Source organism: Ponticoccus sp. (in: a-proteobacteria), from assembly GCF_048381735.1.
The window spans coordinates 161,291-179,310 of record NZ_JBLXGL010000009.1 but is presented as its reverse complement, the minus strand read 5'-3'; the positions used below and the strand labels follow the sequence as shown (position 1 = coordinate 179,310).

Genomic DNA, 18,020 nt, shown 5'->3' with positions numbered 1-18,020 from the left:
TCGCCTTTCAGGGCTTCCAACGCGACCTTCGCCTTGAACTCAGGCGCATGCTGCTTGCGTTTTGACATCTCTGATCTCCTTCTCGTCGAAGATCAGCAGACTGCAAATCATAGCTTATGTCAGTGTCCGAATTTCGGAGAGTAGCTCACAGGTCGCCCAGGTACCAGTAGCTGGAATTGCGTGCGGCATGTTCGACGATCTTGTCAGCTTCGGCATCTGCCAGCTGCAGATAGTCCCAGATACGGCGAAGGTTGTCGCGATAAGCCCGCGTGTAATCATCGGTGCAGACGACCATGCAGTCGTCAGCGAAGTCCTCGGTGACCGCCGCGAAGATGTCGTCGATCTCGTCCTGGGTTTCGCGCTTCGCCAAGCTCGTCGCGTTGCGCACGAAAACCGCGCGCCGGTACCCATCCTTGAAGGTGAGCCGCAAATCGAAATGATGGGGGTACACTCCCCTCTGGCGACGGCAATAGTAGTAAACAGGCGCAAGCTGCACTTCGAGCCCATAGAGTTCGGGGCTGCGAAGGGCATCCAGGGTGACGGCGTATTCGGACTCGCCATCATAGTGGTATACCTGCCGGATGCCGCCCGTCATCGGCGTTGCGATCGCAACCGACACCCGCTTGGCCGTGTCGCTGCGGGTCAGCGGATTGAGAGCACCAGCATAGGGAAGCACCCCGTGGATCGGTGCCACCACCAGGGCTGGCTGTTTCTTCTTGGGTGCCGGTTGGTCCTGCAACCAGTCTTCGTAATTCGACATGCCGTCTCCATTCCCGGAAACGAGGCGTTTCCGGAGTAGTCATATTTTCATCCTGGAGCTCAGACCGCGCTTGCCCGGACCGTTTTCGGCCTCTAGCTTGGCAAGTGATACACGGGCGATCTTTGCCCCAACTTCCAGGCGCGCACCCGAGGGTGCGCGTTTTCTTTTGCGCAGGACGTGGCCCTCATGGACCGCCGACCTTGCACAAGGGGAAGGTCCGCGAATCCGCTGAAAATCCAAAACAGAAAAATGCGCCCGGCCTTCAAGGCTCTTGCTGAATTGGAGTCAACCCCCTGAAAATGCGAAAAAATATCCTCCAAATTTTCTTCAGACGACCACTTCAAGGGCCATCGGCGTCACGCTCCCGGGGCCAGCGCGACGAGGGCGGACATGTTCTCGCACGGTGATGATCAGGACATCGCGAGAAGAACGTTTCCACGCTCCCTGCGGACGAGCAGCCATGGCGTAATTTCGGTAGCGGCCAGATCTCGCTTTGGTTGCACGCCGTGCCGCCGTCGACGCTGCCGCAACAAGTCGCACACCCAAGTCGCCCACGACGGACGAACCTATGAGCGAAGAAAATCCGGAGGTTTGAAGATCGGGCAGTTTGTACCCATGGTGGCAACAAACTCGCTTGCGAGTAAACCCGACGCCCTATCCGTTTCTTGCGAAGTGGCCTGACGAGCCGCTGAGACCGCAAAATGCAGACGTTCGCCAGGCACGAGTTACGATGGACTGCCGGATGCCAACGACGCAGACCGCGGCGTACACCGGGCGGTGAGCCGCCCTTCGCTGTGCTTCGCTCGAATGACTGCTAAGAGTATAAGCTGGCACCTTTTGTGGCGGCATGAACGCAAACGTGCGCTTTTCAAACGAGGTATCTGTTCATAGCCAGTAGCGCGCCACTTTGTGACCAGTCAAACTGGCGATTAGGTGCGGGCCGGGCTTGGTCCAGTTGGAACCTTGATACGCTCCATTTATTAGGATGATACTGGTCTGACTCTAGCAGTGAGCACGTTACCCATGGAAGAACCGGATTTTATAGTCGATTACGACGCCAAAGCACCGCCGCCTTTGGACCCGCATATTGCCAATGTCTGGCTTCGTGCAACGTCAAACCGTTTCGTGGAAGGATACGAATTGGAGGTTTCAGCCTCCTTCGGAGAGGAAATGATTCCACTCGAAGGTGACGATTTTTCCCTGTCGGTTCTATTTTCCATCAAAAAGGCTTCCATTGGCCTGCAATTCATCAACTGCCAGCCCGACTCTATTTTCGAAAGATCGAGCGACACGTATGCCAGAGAGGAAATAGACCGAACACGGAGAGGTTTTGGTATCGGTGCAGACGTAGAAGCGGCCACTTCGACAAGTGAGCCTATTCCAGAAGCCCAGGGCACGGCCAAGATTGACGCAAGCTATGGCGGGGAATCCTCTACTACCGAAACCCGAAGGCGGACGCGCCGATGGAAGCAGATGGGACCGCAGACCATTATGGTGGAGGGGGGGGGGGGCGTATTCTAGAAGGACAGCTAGTCGATAGAGAAAAGGGGTGGTTCGTTAAGCCGAACCCGTCTTGTGATGCTTCTGCGGTGGTCGCGACACTCACGACGCGCGCCGAATGGATCCAATTCGGTCGGATTGACGATATCGAACCAAGCGGCGGAATCGGAAGGCGAGCCACCCGGTTCCTGAAAGGTAAGAAATCACGCGACAAGGACATGTTCAGCCTTTTGCTCCGGACCCTCGCGGCACGGGGGCTCCAGAACGCTTTGAGCCGGGATGCGACGCTGGCGGTCTATCCCCACGTATTACGCAAGCCCGTTGTCCTCGATGGGCTAAGTGATGCTCGCCCTATGGCGGTTCCCGCAGGCCCCCCCTTCGCTCAATCGGCGTAGATTCATCAGTAATCGATAATTTCCTTAATACAGACAGCCAGGGGCGCGTTGCGGTGCTGAAGCAGGTGGGCGCGCCCTCAGAAGAGCTACAGAGAATCCTTATTAGCGATAACGGAGGCCAAAGTCCGCGTTCCGAAAGCCTCTTCATCGCTGGCACCGCTCCGCCATCAGCTCTTACATCACTCGAGTTCACAATGTCCCATCAAGCTGTTCCGACGTCGCATTGGGACGCTGCGAACAAAAACCGAAGTCGCACCGACTTGGTGGCGCTGGGGCTGATCGAGGTCCGCGACGGTAGAGTTCATTCGCTTGTACCTGACAACGCATCTGCAGAAGACACGCTCCGGCATGCAGCCATGAAAGCTGCTACCCTACAATCCACACGGGAAATGCTACTCGAAGACCCGCACCGGACAGGTGTCGAAATCGGCGAGGAGATCGGCAGGCGTTTCAGCCGGAACTACAACAGCGAAGCTTCGAAGCTGCGGGTGGGGAACGCCTTGCGTAGGTGGGCAATATGGCTTGAGCCTCACCTTGTTGATCCGACAAACTCCAAAGGCGCGGCACGGTTGCGTATTTCCGCGAAGTCCGAACGTCCGGGTATCGGCGCTCCAAGCTTCGCGACGCCTGAGAATATCCGGAAGGCACAAGCGGCACTGGATGAAGGGATCCGTGCCGAAGACGTCGCAAAGATGATCGGCGTGTCACGCGCAACGATCTACGGATGGTCCAAGCAAGGGCACGTCTCAATCCCCAAAGCGAGATGACGGCTGATCTACTACGTAAAACAATGCGCCCGGTTTCTGCTAGATAATCACGGTTTGGTGTAGCATTCAGACCCCGATTGGGTGCAGTCAGTGGAAGCGTTTGGACTGACGCCTAAATTGACCGGTTAACCACTGCACTGAGCACCTACGGAGCTATGGGGCAGATTCGACCATGCTCGAATCTGGGCGCACACCGAGCGCTAGCAGCGCCTGGCATGCACGGCAGGTCAGCGATCAGGCCAGTGGCGGGGACGCGGGCGGGGGCAGCCGTTCGCTGCGCATCGTACTAGTAAGCGAGAGACGTGGAACATTCATCAACGTGCAGGCGAACAGATTCCTTGGGTAAGCGACCTTTTCCGTTTGAGCAATGGCGCGCGCTCCCCATTGAATCATTGGAAGCTTCGAGTCTACCTTGAGAGACAAGGGTGGGGAGCGCGAAAGTGGCGGGAAGAGCATGAAGTCGAGATTTAGCCTGATGAATGTCGGTCTTTTCCCAGAAACTCTGCCGCCTTGCTTCGACTCAAGGGATTCCAAGCGGGCGTTTCACGGACTAGTAGGGCTACTGGATGATCATCGATTTCATGATCGAAGGACTGAATACGTCCGCTATAGTGGAACTAAGCACGATGGAAGTCGGAGATTTTTCGCCACACCGAACATCATATCCTACTTTCATATATCAAGTTTCATATGGATGAATTGGAAAAAATTTGAACTTAATTTCTCGTGTTCACCTTACTCTATAGGTATGCCTAAGGTGATGCGGGATAGCGAAGAGCGAGCAGTGAAAGTTCCATCTCTTTCTGAGCTTTCAGCCCACACTTCGAAGAACTTAAGCTACGCGCCATTCATCTTAAAGGCGGATATTTCCCAGTGCTTTCCAAGCATATATACGCACTCTATAGCTTGGGCCGCGCATGGTGTTGAAGAATCAAAGAAGGACACAAACCCAAAGTCCAGCGTGAATAATTTTAACGCATTGGACTTCTTTGTCAGGAATGGGCAGAGAGGTAATACAAGAGGTGTTTTAGTCGGGCCTGACGCCTATCGCCTTATCGCAGAATTTGTTCTCGCCAAAATAGACGAAAGGCTGCATGAGGCCGTTGACAATTTGGTGGTCGGAGCCGTGAGGCACGTGGATGATTTTTACATCGGCCTTAGGTCCGAGCACGACGCCCAATCGGTGCTTTCTCATTTGCGGGAGGTTCTTGCAGGTTATGAGCTGCACCTAAACGATCATAAAACCAAGATTTTCTCGAGCTTGGAGCCGATAAATGATCTGTGGGCGCAAAGATTGCGAGACCATATGAAACTGTCCAAGTCTATTCGCATGCCCGTTTTTGGAGGGCGCGTGGCACTGATGGGAACGCCTCTGGATCAGAATCTTCTGGAAAGAGCAATTTCCGAAGCGGTCGCCAGTGCAGCTGAAATTGGGTCAGATAGTCCGATAAAGATACTGTTGCGGAACTTGGATGAGGCGCAGGTATATTTCTCCCCCCAGTGGAGCTATGTCGAAACGAATCTTCAGAGAATTGTTCAGAAGCATGTTCACGCGCTGGATTATGCCTGCCTCCTAGTCGCCAAAAGGAGTGGGGCTGGTGGCGGAATAGACACTGATGGCTGGAAATCCGTTGCCGAAATTATTATCAAAAGAAGCTTAGCCCTCAATCATCATCACGAAACAGCCTGGATGATCTGGCTTCTTATTGTGTGCAACATAGGGGTGTCGCGCCCCATGCTCGAAGAGCTTTCACGCTCACAAAACGGTCACATTCGGGCGATGTTGGCACAAGCGTATGTTGATGGAAAAATCTACCGAGACCCAAAGCTTAGACTTGGATCGGGACTGTCCACAACCGACGGAAATTGGCTCACTCATCTTGTTTCTCGGTCCCAAGGGTACACCGGCGCATCTTTTTCAGGGCTGTTCGCTGATGAGTTTCAGCACTTGGCTGATCGTAAAATAAAGCTAATTGACTTTGGATCACACGCTAAAAGGTTTACTGAGGATGGGCAAAGAGCGATCAGCAGAGTGCGTTATGGTTATGACAACGATGAAGGCGATGATGATGACCATTTTCTCCAAGATGACGAGGAGTTTCAGTACGAGGGGTTTGACGACCCGCTTTGACTAAATTGATATTTTGATGATCTTTATATGAGGTGATTAGATCTTTTTCGTGTGTCATCTACAGGCGATGAGTGCGCTCGATGCTCATAGTGAAAACATATCTGATCTAAGCCTCGTGAGCCCTTAAGTGAGAACTTTCTGAAACCCCATGCGAGCCGTTTCGTAACGATGATCCTACGCCAAGGGACTGGGTGCTTCGTGGTGCCAGCAGAGCCTTGGGGCTTGCTGCGCTTTTTCGCTGTCCCTGCTTTCGACGACCGCTTAGGATTTGGGGTCGGTCATCCGCTGTGCCTAGCAGGAACGGCAGCAAAGGGCCGTCTCTGCCGGGCAGCCCCACCCGCCAGGGTGTCCAGCACGCTGCACCGCCGTAAGTCGGCTTCGAGCCCTAAGCTGCCCCCCGAGGCTCGCTTAGCTCCGCCCAAATCATAGCCGTGATCAAGCAGTCAGCTTCATGATGTGCCGCACGTTCTTGCGAAGGCACCATGTCGGGAACCTGCACCACCGTCATCCCGGCTGCTAGAGCGGCCCGCACCCCTACGTCGCTGTCCTCCAAGGCGAGGCAGACGGAAGGCTCCTTGTGCAGCAGCTCGGCCGCATGCAGGTAAACGTGCGGCAAGGGCTTAGACCCGCCCGCCATGTCACGTCCGACGACGGCATTGAAGCGATCTTGAAGCCCGGCCTTCTCGATTTTCCAAAGGGCATCGTCCGTCTTGCTGTTGGTAGCAACGGCGCGTGGCAAATGAAGCGCGTCGAGCAGGTCTAACGTCTCATGGACCCGCGGGCGAAGAGGGATACCTGTTGTCATCGCAGACAGGAAGGCGCTGTCCCAAGGCTTGTAGATGTCATCGTAAGGCAGTTCTTTGCCCAACCAGCCGCAGATGATCTTGTGGCCCGCCTCAACATCCAATCCGATTAGTCTCTGAAGGACAAAAAAAGGGACGGGATGGCCTATTGCCGCCAGTGTCTCAACTCCAGTCTCCAAGGCCAAGCGCTCCGTAATCCAAGAGCAAGCCATCCAGATCGAAGATCACAGCCTCTATCATATAGTTGATTTCCTTGCCTGGTTGAGGCCACCGTTTCAGAAAGTCGCTATGTCTGCAACGTCCGCACTGCCGACCTTCATCCTCCGAAAATGCTGCGCGATGGACGAAAGCCTGGTCTGTTGAAGCTGCACCGCAGCGATCGGCCAAGGACTGAACGGCAGGTTTGGGCCGCTCGCGCCAGCGCAGGACGTCGCTGCGTGGCAATCGTCGCCGCGCCGCCGCAGGTCGGCTTCTAGCCTAAAATACCGCACCTGAGCCGGATCTTCGCTGCGGGTGCATAGGCCCGCTCCCAGCCCATGGACGAAGCCGCTCGCGCGGCATTGGCGCCTGTGGCAGGCGTTTCGAACTGATCGCTACCCTGTGCATTTGGGAATGCGGGCATCTGCCTGACGATTGAGGCCACTCAATCGACAGACAAAAGGTTCCCATGACCGAGGAGAGGATTTCGCCGCTACGGGCGCGGATGATCGAAGACATGTGCATCCGAGCGATGGGCGAGAAGGCGCAGAAGTCCCACATCCGGGCAATCAAGGGTTTCGCCCGGTTCCCGGGGCATTCGCCGGACACCGCCACCCCGGAGGAGTTGCATGCCTACCAGCTGCACATGACCGACAGCGGCGTCACGGCCAGCACCTTCATCGTGCGGATCGTGGCGTTGCGCTTCTTCCTTGGAATGACCTGCGGGCGGGAGGAGATGAAGCGCTACATGCAGTTCCGCACGGAACCGAGGAAGTTGCCGGTGGTCTTCAGCGTCGAGGAGGTGTCCGGCATCCTGATGGCGGCGCCCGGGACCGGCCTGAAGTATCGCGCCGCGCTCAGCATCTCCTACAGTGCCGGGCTCCGGGCGGCCGAGGTCTGCAATCTCAAGATCGGAGACATCGACAGCAACCGCATGCTGATCCATGTCGAGCAGGGCAAGGGCCGGAAGGACGGCAAGGTCATCCTGTCACCGGGCTTGCTCGCACTCCTGCGCGACTACTGGCGCGAAGCACGACCCGAGGGCTGGCTGTTCCCCGGCGAGCCCAAGATCAACCCGCTCTCGCCGCGTCAGCTGAACCGGGCCTTCACGTCGGCCAAGACGATGGCCGGGGTCAAGAAGGCCGCCACCCTGCATACCCTGAGGCACAGCTTTGCCACGCACCTGCTCGAGGCCAACACGGATGTGCGGATAGCCTTGTCGCTTGCCGCAAACCGAAAGGCGCGGCCCGCGCGTCGACCGTCGGCGCAGCGCACAAACCTTGGATGTCTCAACAGTTTTTGCTACTGCTCAACAATCTCCGCGCTGTGACGGGGTGCAGGCAGCCGATACCCTCGTGCCGTGCGCAGGTATTTGCTGTGACGACACCGCGTGCGGGGGACGTCATATCGAGGATACGCCATTTTCACAGGCGACCAGCGGCGGCGGTAAAGGTTGCCGAAGAAACATTTACATGGCGGGGTCCGGACCGCGTATGTTCCTGGAAAAACCTCAGGACAAAGATTACAGGGCAGCGACTATGAAAGAAAAACGAGTTTCCCAAAGGGCGACCCGCAGCATTTTCAAGGCGCTTGGTCTTGCCGTGGCCTCCTGCATCGCGTCTCCGGCCTACACCCTGCCAACTCCCGATCCTCTTCGCGCAACCTATCGCAACATCAGTGACAGACTATACTTTGATGATCCTTTTTATGATGCCGAGGCCGAGGAATGCGGCGTCAGTATTAAATCAGATTTATACGATCTGCCTCATGATACAACCGACGTGGACGATATTTGGCGTGCCGTATTGGGCGATGGGAGTGAGCTTTTAAAAGGCGGTCACCTTCGCGTTATAAGTGATTTCAAGTCAACGGTAACTGGAGCCTTCACCTGGGAGTCAATTCGGCCACTTGATTTTGGACCGCAAGGCGATGGAACGGGCGGCATCTATTTCGTGATCGACGGTTACGATCACTCTTTCGACCCTTCAAGTCATGACAGCCTGGAAGACCTCAACCTGGGTTGGAGCGTACCACAACAATTCATGCTATATTATGGGCATTCCGACTTCGAGTACACATATCCCAAAAAGCCCTTCCCCAAGGAGTTCATGGACAATTGCATTGCGTCCTATTCCTCGGTCCATCTGACGGGCGGGCCGACGCAACCCACATCCGAGGACTTTACTCTGACGGCCGAATTCTCCGAGCCGGTAGAGATGTTCGCACCCGATGACCTGGTCTATTCGGGGGCCGAGATCACCGATGTCACCACCTCCGACAATCGGATTTTTACCATCCACGTCTCTCCGAACGGCAGCGAGGATATCTCGATCCTTATTCCGGAAGGCGCTACCGTCAGCCTTGATGACGGGGCCGATCACCCGGCATCGAACACCTTCACGCTGGCCTGGGCAGAGGTCGGCGACCTGCCGTCCGAGGTCGAGGAGGCCGTCCGGAACTCGGTGACACGGCTGACCACCTCCCAGCTGCGCCAGACCCTGAAGCGGCATGACGACATGGCCCGGGGCGCAACGGCGCGCATCGGGGGACAGGGCGCAGTGCCGCTGTCCTTCTCCGGGAGCCTCGACGCCGACGGGGGCGCGGCCACCACGGCGGGCACCCTGTATGGCGTGCAGGACCACGGCGGCGGGCTGCGCACCATCCTCGAGGGCGCGTTCGACATCAACCGGGACTCCGAGGGCCTGCGGCGCGGGTCGGTCTACCTGCGCGGCTCGCTGGAACAGGATCTGTCGCCGAAGACGCTGGGCGGTCTGTTTGTCGAAGGCGAATACGTGCTGATGGACTTCGACGATGCCTATTCGGGCAGCCAGCGCAGCACAGCCGTCTTTGGCGGCGCCTATCTTGCCCATGCCTTCGGTCCGGCACTGTTCGGCCATGCCTATGCGGGCATCGGGACGGGCCGGCACGCGCTGGACATGGGCAACGACCGGTTTTCCGTGGACGGGGATTACGATACGCAGACGGTCGAGATCGGCGCTGGCCTAACCGGGGAGTATGACCTGGGCTGGGCGATGTTCGCGCCGGGTGTCTCGATGCTGTACGGGCGGACCCACATCGGAGAAGTCGCGGTCGATGGCACGTATCTGGGCAGCGACGTGACGGGCGATGTGGCCGTCGACGCGGTCTCGATGGCGCGGGCGCGGATGATGGCCTCCTTCGCCCTGCCGATCGACACGGACGGAGGCCCGTCGACCACACTGACCGTCGCGCCGAACCTCCTCTGCGAACGCGTCGTTGCGGCGCGCGAGGTCTCTGGCTGCGGCTACGGTCTGGGCCTGGGGCTTTCGGTCTGGGACCTGAACGCGCCCTCGCTCGAACTGTCCTTCGACGTCGAGCGGGTGAACGACCTGACGACCTATGGCATCAACGCGATGGTGTCGCATCGGTTCTGAGCCTGACGACGGGAAGGGCTGGCCGACCGGGCCCTAAACCGGCGCGGCGCGATCAAGAATGCCGCGCTCCAGGCACTTGGACGCTTTGGCCGTTTCCGGGCTTTCCGCGCACCCAGAGCAAAGATTAGGCTATCGGCCACGGGCCGGGGGATCAGGGTAGAGCAGAGCGGCAATCCGCGCCACACCTGTAAGCCGGACGAAAACGCCGCAACTCATACCTGTTTCAAAACAGGGCCATCGTCCCGCGTCAGAAGCCGCTCAGACTCGCCAGCAGCTCATTTGCCGCCGCGGTCAGCCCTTCGGCGGTTGCGAAATCGAACTGGTTCATGGTCGCGAAGACGGCGACGTCGTGGTGGGGCGCAAACGCGATGTAGGACATCTGCCCCTGCAGGGCGCCAGACTGCTGAAGATAGAACGGTTGCTCGTCGGTGGCATTCATCGCCACCCAGCCAAGCCCCATGGCATCCATGCGGCCCGACTCGTCCATCGACACCACCATCTCCATGCCATCGCGTTGCACAAAGATGCCTTGGTCGAGGAAGCGGGCCACCACACCGGGCGCGCTATCGTCGAGATGCCAACGCATCCAGCGCAGCAGGTCGTTTGCCGTACTGTAGAGACCGCCAGACCCGGTTACAACATCGCCGGTCGGCACCATTGGAAGCGGCTCCCCGTTTCGGGCATGGCCGGTCATTGGACGCACCACCATGTCATCTGAGGGAACGAAAGCAGTGTCTTCCATCCCGAGCGGGCCGGTAATCCTTTTCCGCAGAAGTTCTGAATAACTGTCACCCGCTGCGGTGGAGAGGGCCTAGGACAAGAGATCGAAGCCGAAGTTGGAATATGCAATGCTGGTTCCAGGCGCGAAGTTCAGCGGGTTTTCCGACAGCCACGCGGCGAAGGCATCGCTCGTGATCGTACGGAACGCATCTGTTGCGGGCCTCTCGTCTCTCGGGACCTCTCGGGGCAGTCCACCGGAATGCGTGGCAAGGTCGATCAGGCGGATGTCAGGATGTTCGGCTGCGGTCTAGCCAAGGCGGCCCGGAAGCAGAGGCGCCACCGGATCGGTGAAGGAAACCTCCTTTCGGACGACACTGCGGGCGAGCATCTCGCCGGCGAAAGCCTTTGGTATCGACCCGATCCTGAACACCGTGTCACCGTCAGGCGTAATGCCGTTGCCCCGCGCAGTCTCGCCGAAGCCCTGCGCAACCATCGTATCGCCGCTGAGCGCGCCGAGGATCAGGCCTGGCGCCTCCCCTTCAAGGAACGCAACCGCACCGGTCAACGAAATCGCCTCAGAAATCAATGCTTCGGTGTTTGCCTCGCCTCCGCCAGCCGGGAGAGGGCCACATACCCCTGCCAGCATTCCACCCAGGACGGCTCCACGGGCCCGTTCGATAAGATTCATCATTGGTCCTTGCCCTGGCCTTTTCGTTTCGTCGTCATTCTGCCGGCAATCGTGTTGAGTTGTCGACCAAGCCCCTTCGAAGCGGTCAGAAAGGCGCGCCACATCGAAATTCCTACTGGCCACGCGGGACGCGCTCTACCGCTTGGATTGGTTATCGGCGGGAGAAATTGTTGAGTTGCCGTCCTGTCAGGCGATCAGCGCCGTGATCTCGCCTGCCGCTCCAGCCACTGACGAGGGGGAAGTCCCATTCTGCGCCGGAAGGCTGACGAGAAGTTGCTGGCGCTGGAATAGCCGAAACGATGTGCGGCCACCTTGATCGGCACACCTTCCATCAGGGCGTCACAGATCGCGTCAAGGCGCACGCGGGTGACCTCGGCATGGTAGCTACACCCGTACTCGTTTCGAAAGGCTTCATCCAACCTGCGCGCCGGGACTCTTAGCTGCGCCGCAACATCCGCGAGGGACAGCGGCGTTTCGGGCTGCTCCTCCAGTAGGGCATGAGCGTCTCGAGCCACACTCCTTGCCAATGGCGTCACGCAGGGAATCTCTTCCGCGCAGAGAGTGTCGAGGTGGAAGCCAATGATCTGCTGGCCCACTGTGTTCATCAGCCAGTGCGCAAGCGGCGACTTACTGGCAACTGCCGCGCGTAGGGCCTGATGCAGGTATCCGGGCAGCTTTCTGGGGCGATGGATTGTTCTGGCACCGGCACCGTCGAGCAGCGGTCGGATACCTCGGGGGACTTGATCCCCGAACCAGCGCTCGACAGCTTCAAGCGATGCGAGCGTGCCGAAGATCTGATTGTCTGAGGCGAAGAAACTGTACCGGGCTCCTGATATTCTCGGGACGATCAGACCTGTCGCACTCGCCTGGTACTTCCGGCCGCAGGAGAGTTCCGCTTTGAAGTCCCCCCTCAAAGGCACCTGTGTAAAAACGAACCCGGGGCTTCGGGTACTCTGGACCTCAAGCGTGTCGGGACCCGAGGTCCGAAAGCGGGACAGGCTCCAACTTACACCGCTTCGATCCGGCGCGGGGTTCGTCTGCCACGACATCTCTACGCCGCTCAGTGTTTGGCTGACGGCCTTGCGACCTCCACCCAGACGGATTTCGACCGGGGATGACGTGCGGCGGCTAGAAGATGTCATCGTCTCGCTCTGTGGATTTGCTTCTGACCTGCCACTGAACTTTCATCTTGCTGCGACTTGAGCCCGGTTGATGTTTACGCCGATCGACGTGGGTTGAGCAATCGCCCGACGCGCGGAGCTTTCATCTCGCGCGAGCCGAGGCGGGCGATTGCGATGGGCAGGGCCCGCGCGCAGTCAGCCGATGTCTGATAGTTCAAGGGGTGTTGTCACGTTACCCGCTTATCCACGAGAAAAAGCACCGACTGAGCGAAGCGCCTGAAGAGGCGTAGGTTTTCCTTGGTATCGTCGCATTTCGCGCTTTTTCCTCAGGCTCGCCCTTCGTAAATCGAACTCCCGGCCAACTTTGCCCGGTTGGTAGCAGGCATGGAGGATTCCGATGATCACTGAACTCAAGTCGATCCCGGACATCTGGAAGCGCATGCCCAGCGAGATGCACGCTCGGCGCTCCTTGGAGGGTATCATCTGGTCGACTGGCAGGCACCGTCCGCATTGCGGCTCAGCGGCCTCCTCGACACTGCGCGGTCGGACCTGCCGGCCAGGTCTCTATCAATGCCGGGACTGCCGTCTCCAGTTCAGGGTCACCACGCGCACCCCGATGCATGGCTTCAGCTTAATACACTCGATCTGAGACATAGTTCGGTTGCCGGCTGGCAGGACGATGAACGGCCGCTTTCGCATATCCAAGGGCGCGCCATGCTGCACTGTCGTCAGGCAGGTCTCGGATGCTGAGCCTGCTTGAGCCCGTGCAAAGAGGGCGAGGCTGGGGGTGCAGCGAATGACCGGAAGGTCCGCATTGCGGACCTCGGCGCCACGGACGTTGCTAAGCGTTGCCATGAAGGTCAGGTATGGTAAAGCCGCGCTGCGGCAATGGTGATCCTAGTCAATGGCCGGTGTGGGCCGGTCCCACCTGCCTGACCTCGATGAGGTTGAGGTAGCCTCCGCCCTGGCACACCCCGCATCCTTGGCGGCGTGGCTATCCCACGGCGATCCAAGCTGCTGGTGATCGAGGATATCTCCGAATGCCGTCTGGTCACGCTTTTCACCGATGCCTGCTGAAGCCCCGTCGTAGGCCCTGGTGCTATACCGGATACGAACTGCCGAGTTGCGGCGGCCTGCAGTCTTCCTCGGTTGGATGGGCCCCAAACTAAGGTCACAACCAGGCGGGCGTGACGACCAAATGAAAGTCGTTTGCGAAAAAGAAACTTGTCGACGCCTTAAGCCCAGCGAATCCAGGGGCTTTGGGTCGCCAATGATTTTGTGAAAAACCATTTATTTCCAACTTCTTGCAATCCTTGCCGCCGCAGGGCACTTTGCCCTCGGCTGAGCGAGTCGAGCATTGCAACTCCTCGCGATCAGCCGTGACGCGGCCTGCCTTCCCTGTGGGTCAAAACTCGCTCGAATTCATCGGAGGCGATTTTGCCCGGCCCCAACCCTATCGAAATCCCGGACAATGGCGGGGCGGTCGCAGTAATGGCCGACCTCCACCTCAAGTCCTTTTTCTGGCAGGGCAGCAACCCGCTCAAGTTTCATGGCCTCGAAGATCGGCTGCTCGGGGAAAACGTCGATGCCTTGATCGTCGCGGGTGACTTGTCCGACACCTTCGGCCCGTCACTGCAGGACGCGCTCGCATATCTGAGCCGCTATGTTCCCGCCGATCGCATCTACGTCGTCCCCGGAAATCACGACTACTATTCTGGGCGGCTGGACGACGAGTACCGGCTGCGTGACCTGGTTCACGCAAGCGGGAGTTGGTTCGCGCAGAAGACCGAATTCCGCCACCGCAGCGACCGGTTTCTCTGCGCCACGCTATGGACGGACTTTGACCTACTGGGGGATCAGGCGGCTGCCAAGAACTTCGCCCGCCGATTCATGCGCGACTTCGACATGATCTCCATCGAAGCGTCTGGTCATGAGTGGCTTGACCCGAACGAGGTGCTGCCGCGCCGCATCGTCCCGATCACACCTGAGGATGTAATCGCCGTGCATCGGGAACACCGCGCTTGGCTGGAAGAACGACTGGCGACCTCACATTTCGCCGGCAATGGCAGGACCTTTGTCGTAACGCACCACGGCCCGCACCCGTCTGCCGCGGGTCCAATCGATGGCCTCACGCCAGCCTTCCACGCAGACCTGACCGAAGTCATCGAGCGGAGCGACATCGAAACCTGGTTCTTTGGTCATTCACACCGACGGCTGTCCTCCATCGTTTCTGGGACACGCATTCAGAACATCTCGATCGGCCACCCGGACGAGGATCACGGCGACGACGAGGATGACCTGGCGGAGGTCTGCTTCATTGCGGCGGCACTGAAAACGCAGTCCTCGAATGAGGTTAGGGAACTTCCGGACGACCGACAGCCACTCGAGCAGGACTTCGAGTACGCGCTTCGGTGCAGCGAAACCGGCGTTCCTGTCCTGGTGGATAAACTCACACCCGAAACGCGCGCCTTTCTGCGCCATGTGTTGAGAGCATGCGCCTGCCCTGTCGTGCGGGAAGGAGACGCGTACTACGCAACCGATGTCATCGTCGCGCTCAGCCGGGCAGCGACGCCCGAGCCTCCGGACGTAAATGGGGGCGATCAATGACCAAGGGCGCCCTTCTAGGAATTGCAGGCATGGTGATCGGCGCGAGCGCCATCATCCGATCGCTGATGATTTACGGGCAGAGCATCGGCTCTGCCGAGCCCGATCCGGAACGCGTCCGCCGTTTCATCGAAACCGCTCCTCCTCTGCCGAAGCACCTCCTTCGGGCCGACCACGAGAGCGCTGGCAGTGACGCGCAGGGCCCTTCGACGACCAAGGTCGGCCCAGAAGCATATGGTCACGATCCTCAGGGCGGAAGTCGATGACGATGCTCTCACTGGCACGAGAGAGGTCCGGATTGTTGAGCATGGATGCACTGATCTCGATCACCGGGATGCTCGTCTGCCTGTTCGGCCTCGTCCGTGTCATCGTCGCCTATTCTGGGACGACGCGGTCGGCCGCCCCTGATCCCGAAAGGGTGAAGCGCTTCATCGAAAGCGCCCCGCCAATTCAGGCTCCCCTGATCGATGACCTTATCGCCAAGAGCCCCGAGGAGATGCACGGTCGCGCGCAAGAGGCCGAGCCTGCTGAGGAAGACACAAAAGACTACGAGGCGCCGCGTTGACCACACCACTCCCCCTCGCGCCCGATCTCCAGGATCGGGAAACTGCCTTCTCCTTCGTATCGCGCCTCGCCGCGATGAACGGCGTGGATACTGCGGGCTTTTGTACCGACATGGGGCTGCCATTCACCAAGATGATTGACGGCACGCCCGATGCTCTGGCCCGTCTGGCAGATCTCAGCGCGACTGATGTCGAGGAGCTGCGGCGTTGGTCTCCGCGCTACCTTGGCAACCGGGAGCATGAGTTCCGCGGCAATCGTCTTCATGCCAAGGCCATCAAGGAAAGTACCGTCCGGGGCTGCCCTGCCTGTCTGCGGGAGGATGCGGAAGCCGCCCCAGACAGTTTTGAAGGCGACATGTACATCAGGGGCCACTGGCTCTTCCGGCCTGTGACACTCTGCCTGAAGCATCACCATCCTCTCGTTCCGCTATGGGCCGAGGCCAATGTCAGCCGGCGCTACGACGCTGCCGCTCGCTTGGCCGAGATCGCGCCCGGCGTATGGGCTGGAAAACTGGACAAGGAGCTTCGCGCCCCCAACCCGTTCGACGAATGGATCGAGGCGCGCCTTGCGGGCACCCCCACGGAGAGCTGGCTGGATCAGTTCGACCTCTACGCCGCCGCGCATTTCTGCGAGTTGCTCGGCCGCGCCATCTGGGCGGTTAGATACCCGAAGTGGAAGAAGTTCGGCCCGGAACTTGCCTGGATGTCCTTCGAGATGGGCTTCCGCTTCGCGACCCAAGGGGAAGCCACAGTCCGCGATACCCTGATGCAGCTGCAGGAGACGATTGGCGAGCCGACCGACGGCCCCAAGAAGAAGTACGGCGCGCTGTACGACAGGCTCGCCTTCGACCTCCTGGGCGAGGCCTACGCTCCCTTCCGGGAGCTTCTCCGCGACCACATCGCAAGCACCTGGCCACTAGGTCCGGGGGATGACCTCATGGGAGAGCCTGTGCTGGAGCGAAAGGTCCACTCGGTCCGCACCGCCGCGCGCGAGCTTGGCATGGATCCCCGGCGCCTGCGCAAGCTGCTGGTCGATGTCGGTCTCGTCCGGCCCGCCGAGACCGGCCGCGATGACCAGTGGGAGCTGTTCGATGTCAGGGCAGCGCAGCCACATCTCCACCGGATCAACACCCTGGTGTCCGCGAAGGACTTCCAGGAAGCATTGAGCATGTCCCGCTCGCAGTTCGAACTTTTGCGGAACGAGGGTCATTTCCCGCCCGCGATCGGCGGTGGAGATCACAAGCCACTCTGGGACGTCCGTGCCGCGCAGCTGCATCTGGAAAGCCTGCTGACCGGTGCCGAGCCGATCTACGTGAACATGCACGGCTAGGATGACATCCCGACGACTGCGCAAAGCCTCAAGGTCTCCCCCGGCACGGTCCTGAAGCTGCTCGAGGACGGCAGGGTTCAGCGGATCGGCCGGCACACCAACCGTGATGGCTACGCCAGCATCGTGGTCACGAAAGACGAGATCGAGCGCCTTCTGGATCGCCCCGAGGCCCCCGGCCTCAGTATCGACGTCTTCGCCCGCCAGTGCGGTCTGACACGCTCCGCCGCCATGCGGCTGGTGCGTGAGGGACATGTCCCCTCCACGGAAGGTCGACACCCCAAGACCAAGGCGCGGCAGCGCTTCCTGGCTCCGGGCGACCTCGCCACTTTCCATAAGCGCTTCGTGACCCTGCGCGGCCTGGCCGTCGAGCTTGGCATGCCTTGGCAAGCGCTCCGGCCCAAGCTGACGGCTGCGGGTCTCGAGCCCTTCAGCCCGGACGGGCAGGACTACGGCGCGGTTTTCGAGCGCGATGCCGCTACCGCAGCTGACCTTGCCGTCGCGAAACCGAGAAGCCATCAAAACAAGGAGAACGACGGGGAATGAAGTACCTCATCACGACATATGACCGCAATGATGTGACGGATCATGCCAACTACTGCGAAGCTCATCAAATCCCGTGCATCTATGCGCTGGTTCTGGGCGAAAAATGTACTGTCTTCGTTCACTGCGAAAAACTTACTGGCCCCCGGAGCCAGGCCATCAAAGCCCATGAGGCCGAGTTTGCAGAATTTATCGCTCATCTCCGCAACACCTACGCGGAGCCCGCTTGGATTCAGGAAACCCTGCCAATGTCGTTCTGGTATCACGACCTGCCTGCTTCAGCTGCGGAGGACGTGGCGGAAGAGACATATGAGTTCTTGAGAACGATCCTGGCTCCTTTCGACGACAAGTAGGTGACGAGCGGCTTCGCCACGCGAGGCATACCACTTGCGAGACAGACCAGGCCACTTGGCCAGCATTGCGGTCGAGCTGCAACGGGATCCCCCAAAGCCCTCGGTCACCCCGCTTCACGGCATAACGAGCGCAA

Annotated in this window: 14 protein-coding genes and 3 pseudogenes; 12 read left to right on the top strand and 5 right to left on the bottom strand. The window is 59.2% G+C overall.

The features are described 5' to 3' along the window. Positions 1–145: 145 nt before the first annotated feature. Positions 146–760 carry a hypothetical protein gene (locus tag ACN5KJ_RS15655; protein ID WP_418594926.1) on the bottom strand — a complete coding sequence of 205 codons (615 nt, stop codon included), beginning with the start codon at positions 758–760 and terminating at the stop codon, positions 146–148. A gap of 1,023 nt (positions 761–1,783) precedes the next feature. Between ACN5KJ_RS15655 and ACN5KJ_RS15650 the strand changes: the two genes are divergently transcribed. The 3 genes from ACN5KJ_RS15650 (at position 1,784) to ACN5KJ_RS15640 (ending at position 5,553) form a co-directional block, all read left to right on the top strand. Then, positions 1,784–2,281: a hypothetical protein gene (locus tag ACN5KJ_RS15650; RefSeq protein ID WP_418594925.1), complete on the top strand. Its 498-nt coding sequence runs from the start codon at positions 1,784–1,786 to the stop codon at positions 2,279–2,281. 568 nt (positions 2,282–2,849) lie between these two features. Continuing rightward, on the top strand, positions 2,850–3,422 hold the full coding sequence (locus ACN5KJ_RS15645; protein WP_418594924.1) for a hypothetical protein: 573 nt from the start codon (positions 2,850–2,852) through the stop codon (positions 3,420–3,422). Between the two features lie 694 nt (positions 3,423–4,116). Next, entirely contained in the window at positions 4,117–5,553 is a 1,437-nt protein-coding gene (locus tag ACN5KJ_RS15640; RefSeq protein WP_418594923.1) for an RNA-directed DNA polymerase, read from the top strand. 385 nt (positions 5,554–5,938) lie between these two features. Here the strand turns inward: ACN5KJ_RS15640 and ACN5KJ_RS15635 are convergent, their stop codons facing one another. Then, positions 5,939–6,460, bottom strand: a complete 522-nt coding sequence (locus ACN5KJ_RS15635) for an HAD family hydrolase (RefSeq protein ID WP_418594922.1) — start codon at positions 6,458–6,460, stop codon at positions 5,939–5,941. Positions 6,461–7,023: 563 nt separating this feature from the next. Here ACN5KJ_RS15635 and ACN5KJ_RS15630 point away from each other — a divergent pair. Both ACN5KJ_RS15630 and ACN5KJ_RS15625 read left to right on the top strand, forming a co-directional pair. Next, the gene (locus tag ACN5KJ_RS15630) at positions 7,024–7,884 is read left to right on the top strand and encodes a tyrosine-type recombinase/integrase (protein ID WP_418594921.1); all 861 of its coding nucleotides are present in this window, start codon (positions 7,024–7,026) and stop codon (positions 7,882–7,884) included. 778 nt (positions 7,885–8,662) lie between these two features. Further along, on the top strand, positions 8,663–9,967 hold the full coding sequence (locus ACN5KJ_RS15625) for a hypothetical protein (RefSeq protein ID WP_418594920.1): 1,305 nt from the start codon (positions 8,663–8,665) through the stop codon (positions 9,965–9,967). 247 nt (positions 9,968–10,214) lie between these two features. Here the strand turns inward: ACN5KJ_RS15625 and ampH are convergent. The 3 genes and pseudogenes from ampH to ACN5KJ_RS15610 form a co-directional block, all read right to left on the bottom strand. Continuing rightward, positions 10,215–11,333 (bottom strand): annotated as a pseudogene (gene ampH / locus ACN5KJ_RS15620) (D-alanyl-D-alanine-carboxypeptidase/endopeptidase AmpH). 236 nt (positions 11,334–11,569) lie between these two features. Further along, positions 11,570–12,517: a helix-turn-helix domain-containing protein gene (locus ACN5KJ_RS15615; RefSeq protein ID WP_418594919.1), complete on the bottom strand. Its 948-nt coding sequence runs from the start codon at positions 12,515–12,517 to the stop codon at positions 11,570–11,572. 42 nt (positions 12,518–12,559) lie between these two features. Further along, a pseudogene (locus ACN5KJ_RS15610) lies at positions 12,560–12,714 on the bottom strand (IS3 family transposase); the annotation flags it as partial. Positions 12,715–12,893: 179 nt separating this feature from the next. Between ACN5KJ_RS15610 and ACN5KJ_RS15605 the strand changes: the two are divergent. The 7 genes and pseudogenes from ACN5KJ_RS15605 to ACN5KJ_RS15575 form a co-directional block, all read left to right on the top strand. After that, positions 12,894–13,130, top strand: a pseudogene (locus ACN5KJ_RS15605) (transposase); the annotation flags it as partial. 857 nt (positions 13,131–13,987) lie between these two features. Then, positions 13,988–15,103, top strand: a complete 1,116-nt coding sequence (locus ACN5KJ_RS15600; protein ID WP_418594918.1) for a metallophosphoesterase — start codon at positions 13,988–13,990, stop codon at positions 15,101–15,103. Further along, entirely contained in the window at positions 15,100–15,366 is a 267-nt protein-coding gene (locus tag ACN5KJ_RS15595) for a hypothetical protein (protein WP_418594917.1), read from the top strand. The genes ACN5KJ_RS15600 and ACN5KJ_RS15595 overlap by 4 nt, the downstream gene beginning before the upstream one ends. A gap of 41 nt (positions 15,367–15,407) precedes the next feature. Further along, positions 15,408–15,665 carry a hypothetical protein gene (locus ACN5KJ_RS15590; RefSeq protein WP_347166917.1) on the top strand — a complete coding sequence of 86 codons (258 nt, stop codon included), beginning with the start codon at positions 15,408–15,410 and terminating at the stop codon, positions 15,663–15,665. Continuing rightward, positions 15,662–16,993: a TniQ family protein gene (locus ACN5KJ_RS15585; RefSeq protein WP_418594916.1), complete on the top strand. Its 1,332-nt coding sequence runs from the start codon at positions 15,662–15,664 to the stop codon at positions 16,991–16,993. The genes ACN5KJ_RS15590 and ACN5KJ_RS15585 overlap by 4 nt, the downstream gene beginning before the upstream one ends. A gap of 123 nt (positions 16,994–17,116) precedes the next feature. Next, on the top strand, positions 17,117–17,536 hold the full coding sequence (locus ACN5KJ_RS15580; protein ID WP_418594915.1) for a hypothetical protein: 420 nt from the start codon (positions 17,117–17,119) through the stop codon (positions 17,534–17,536). Then, the gene (locus tag ACN5KJ_RS15575; RefSeq protein WP_347166920.1) at positions 17,533–17,886 is read left to right on the top strand and encodes a hypothetical protein; all 354 of its coding nucleotides are present in this window, start codon (positions 17,533–17,535) and stop codon (positions 17,884–17,886) included. Before ACN5KJ_RS15580 ends, ACN5KJ_RS15575 begins: the two co-directional genes overlap by 4 nt. The last annotated feature ends 134 nt before the right edge of the window (positions 17,887–18,020 follow it).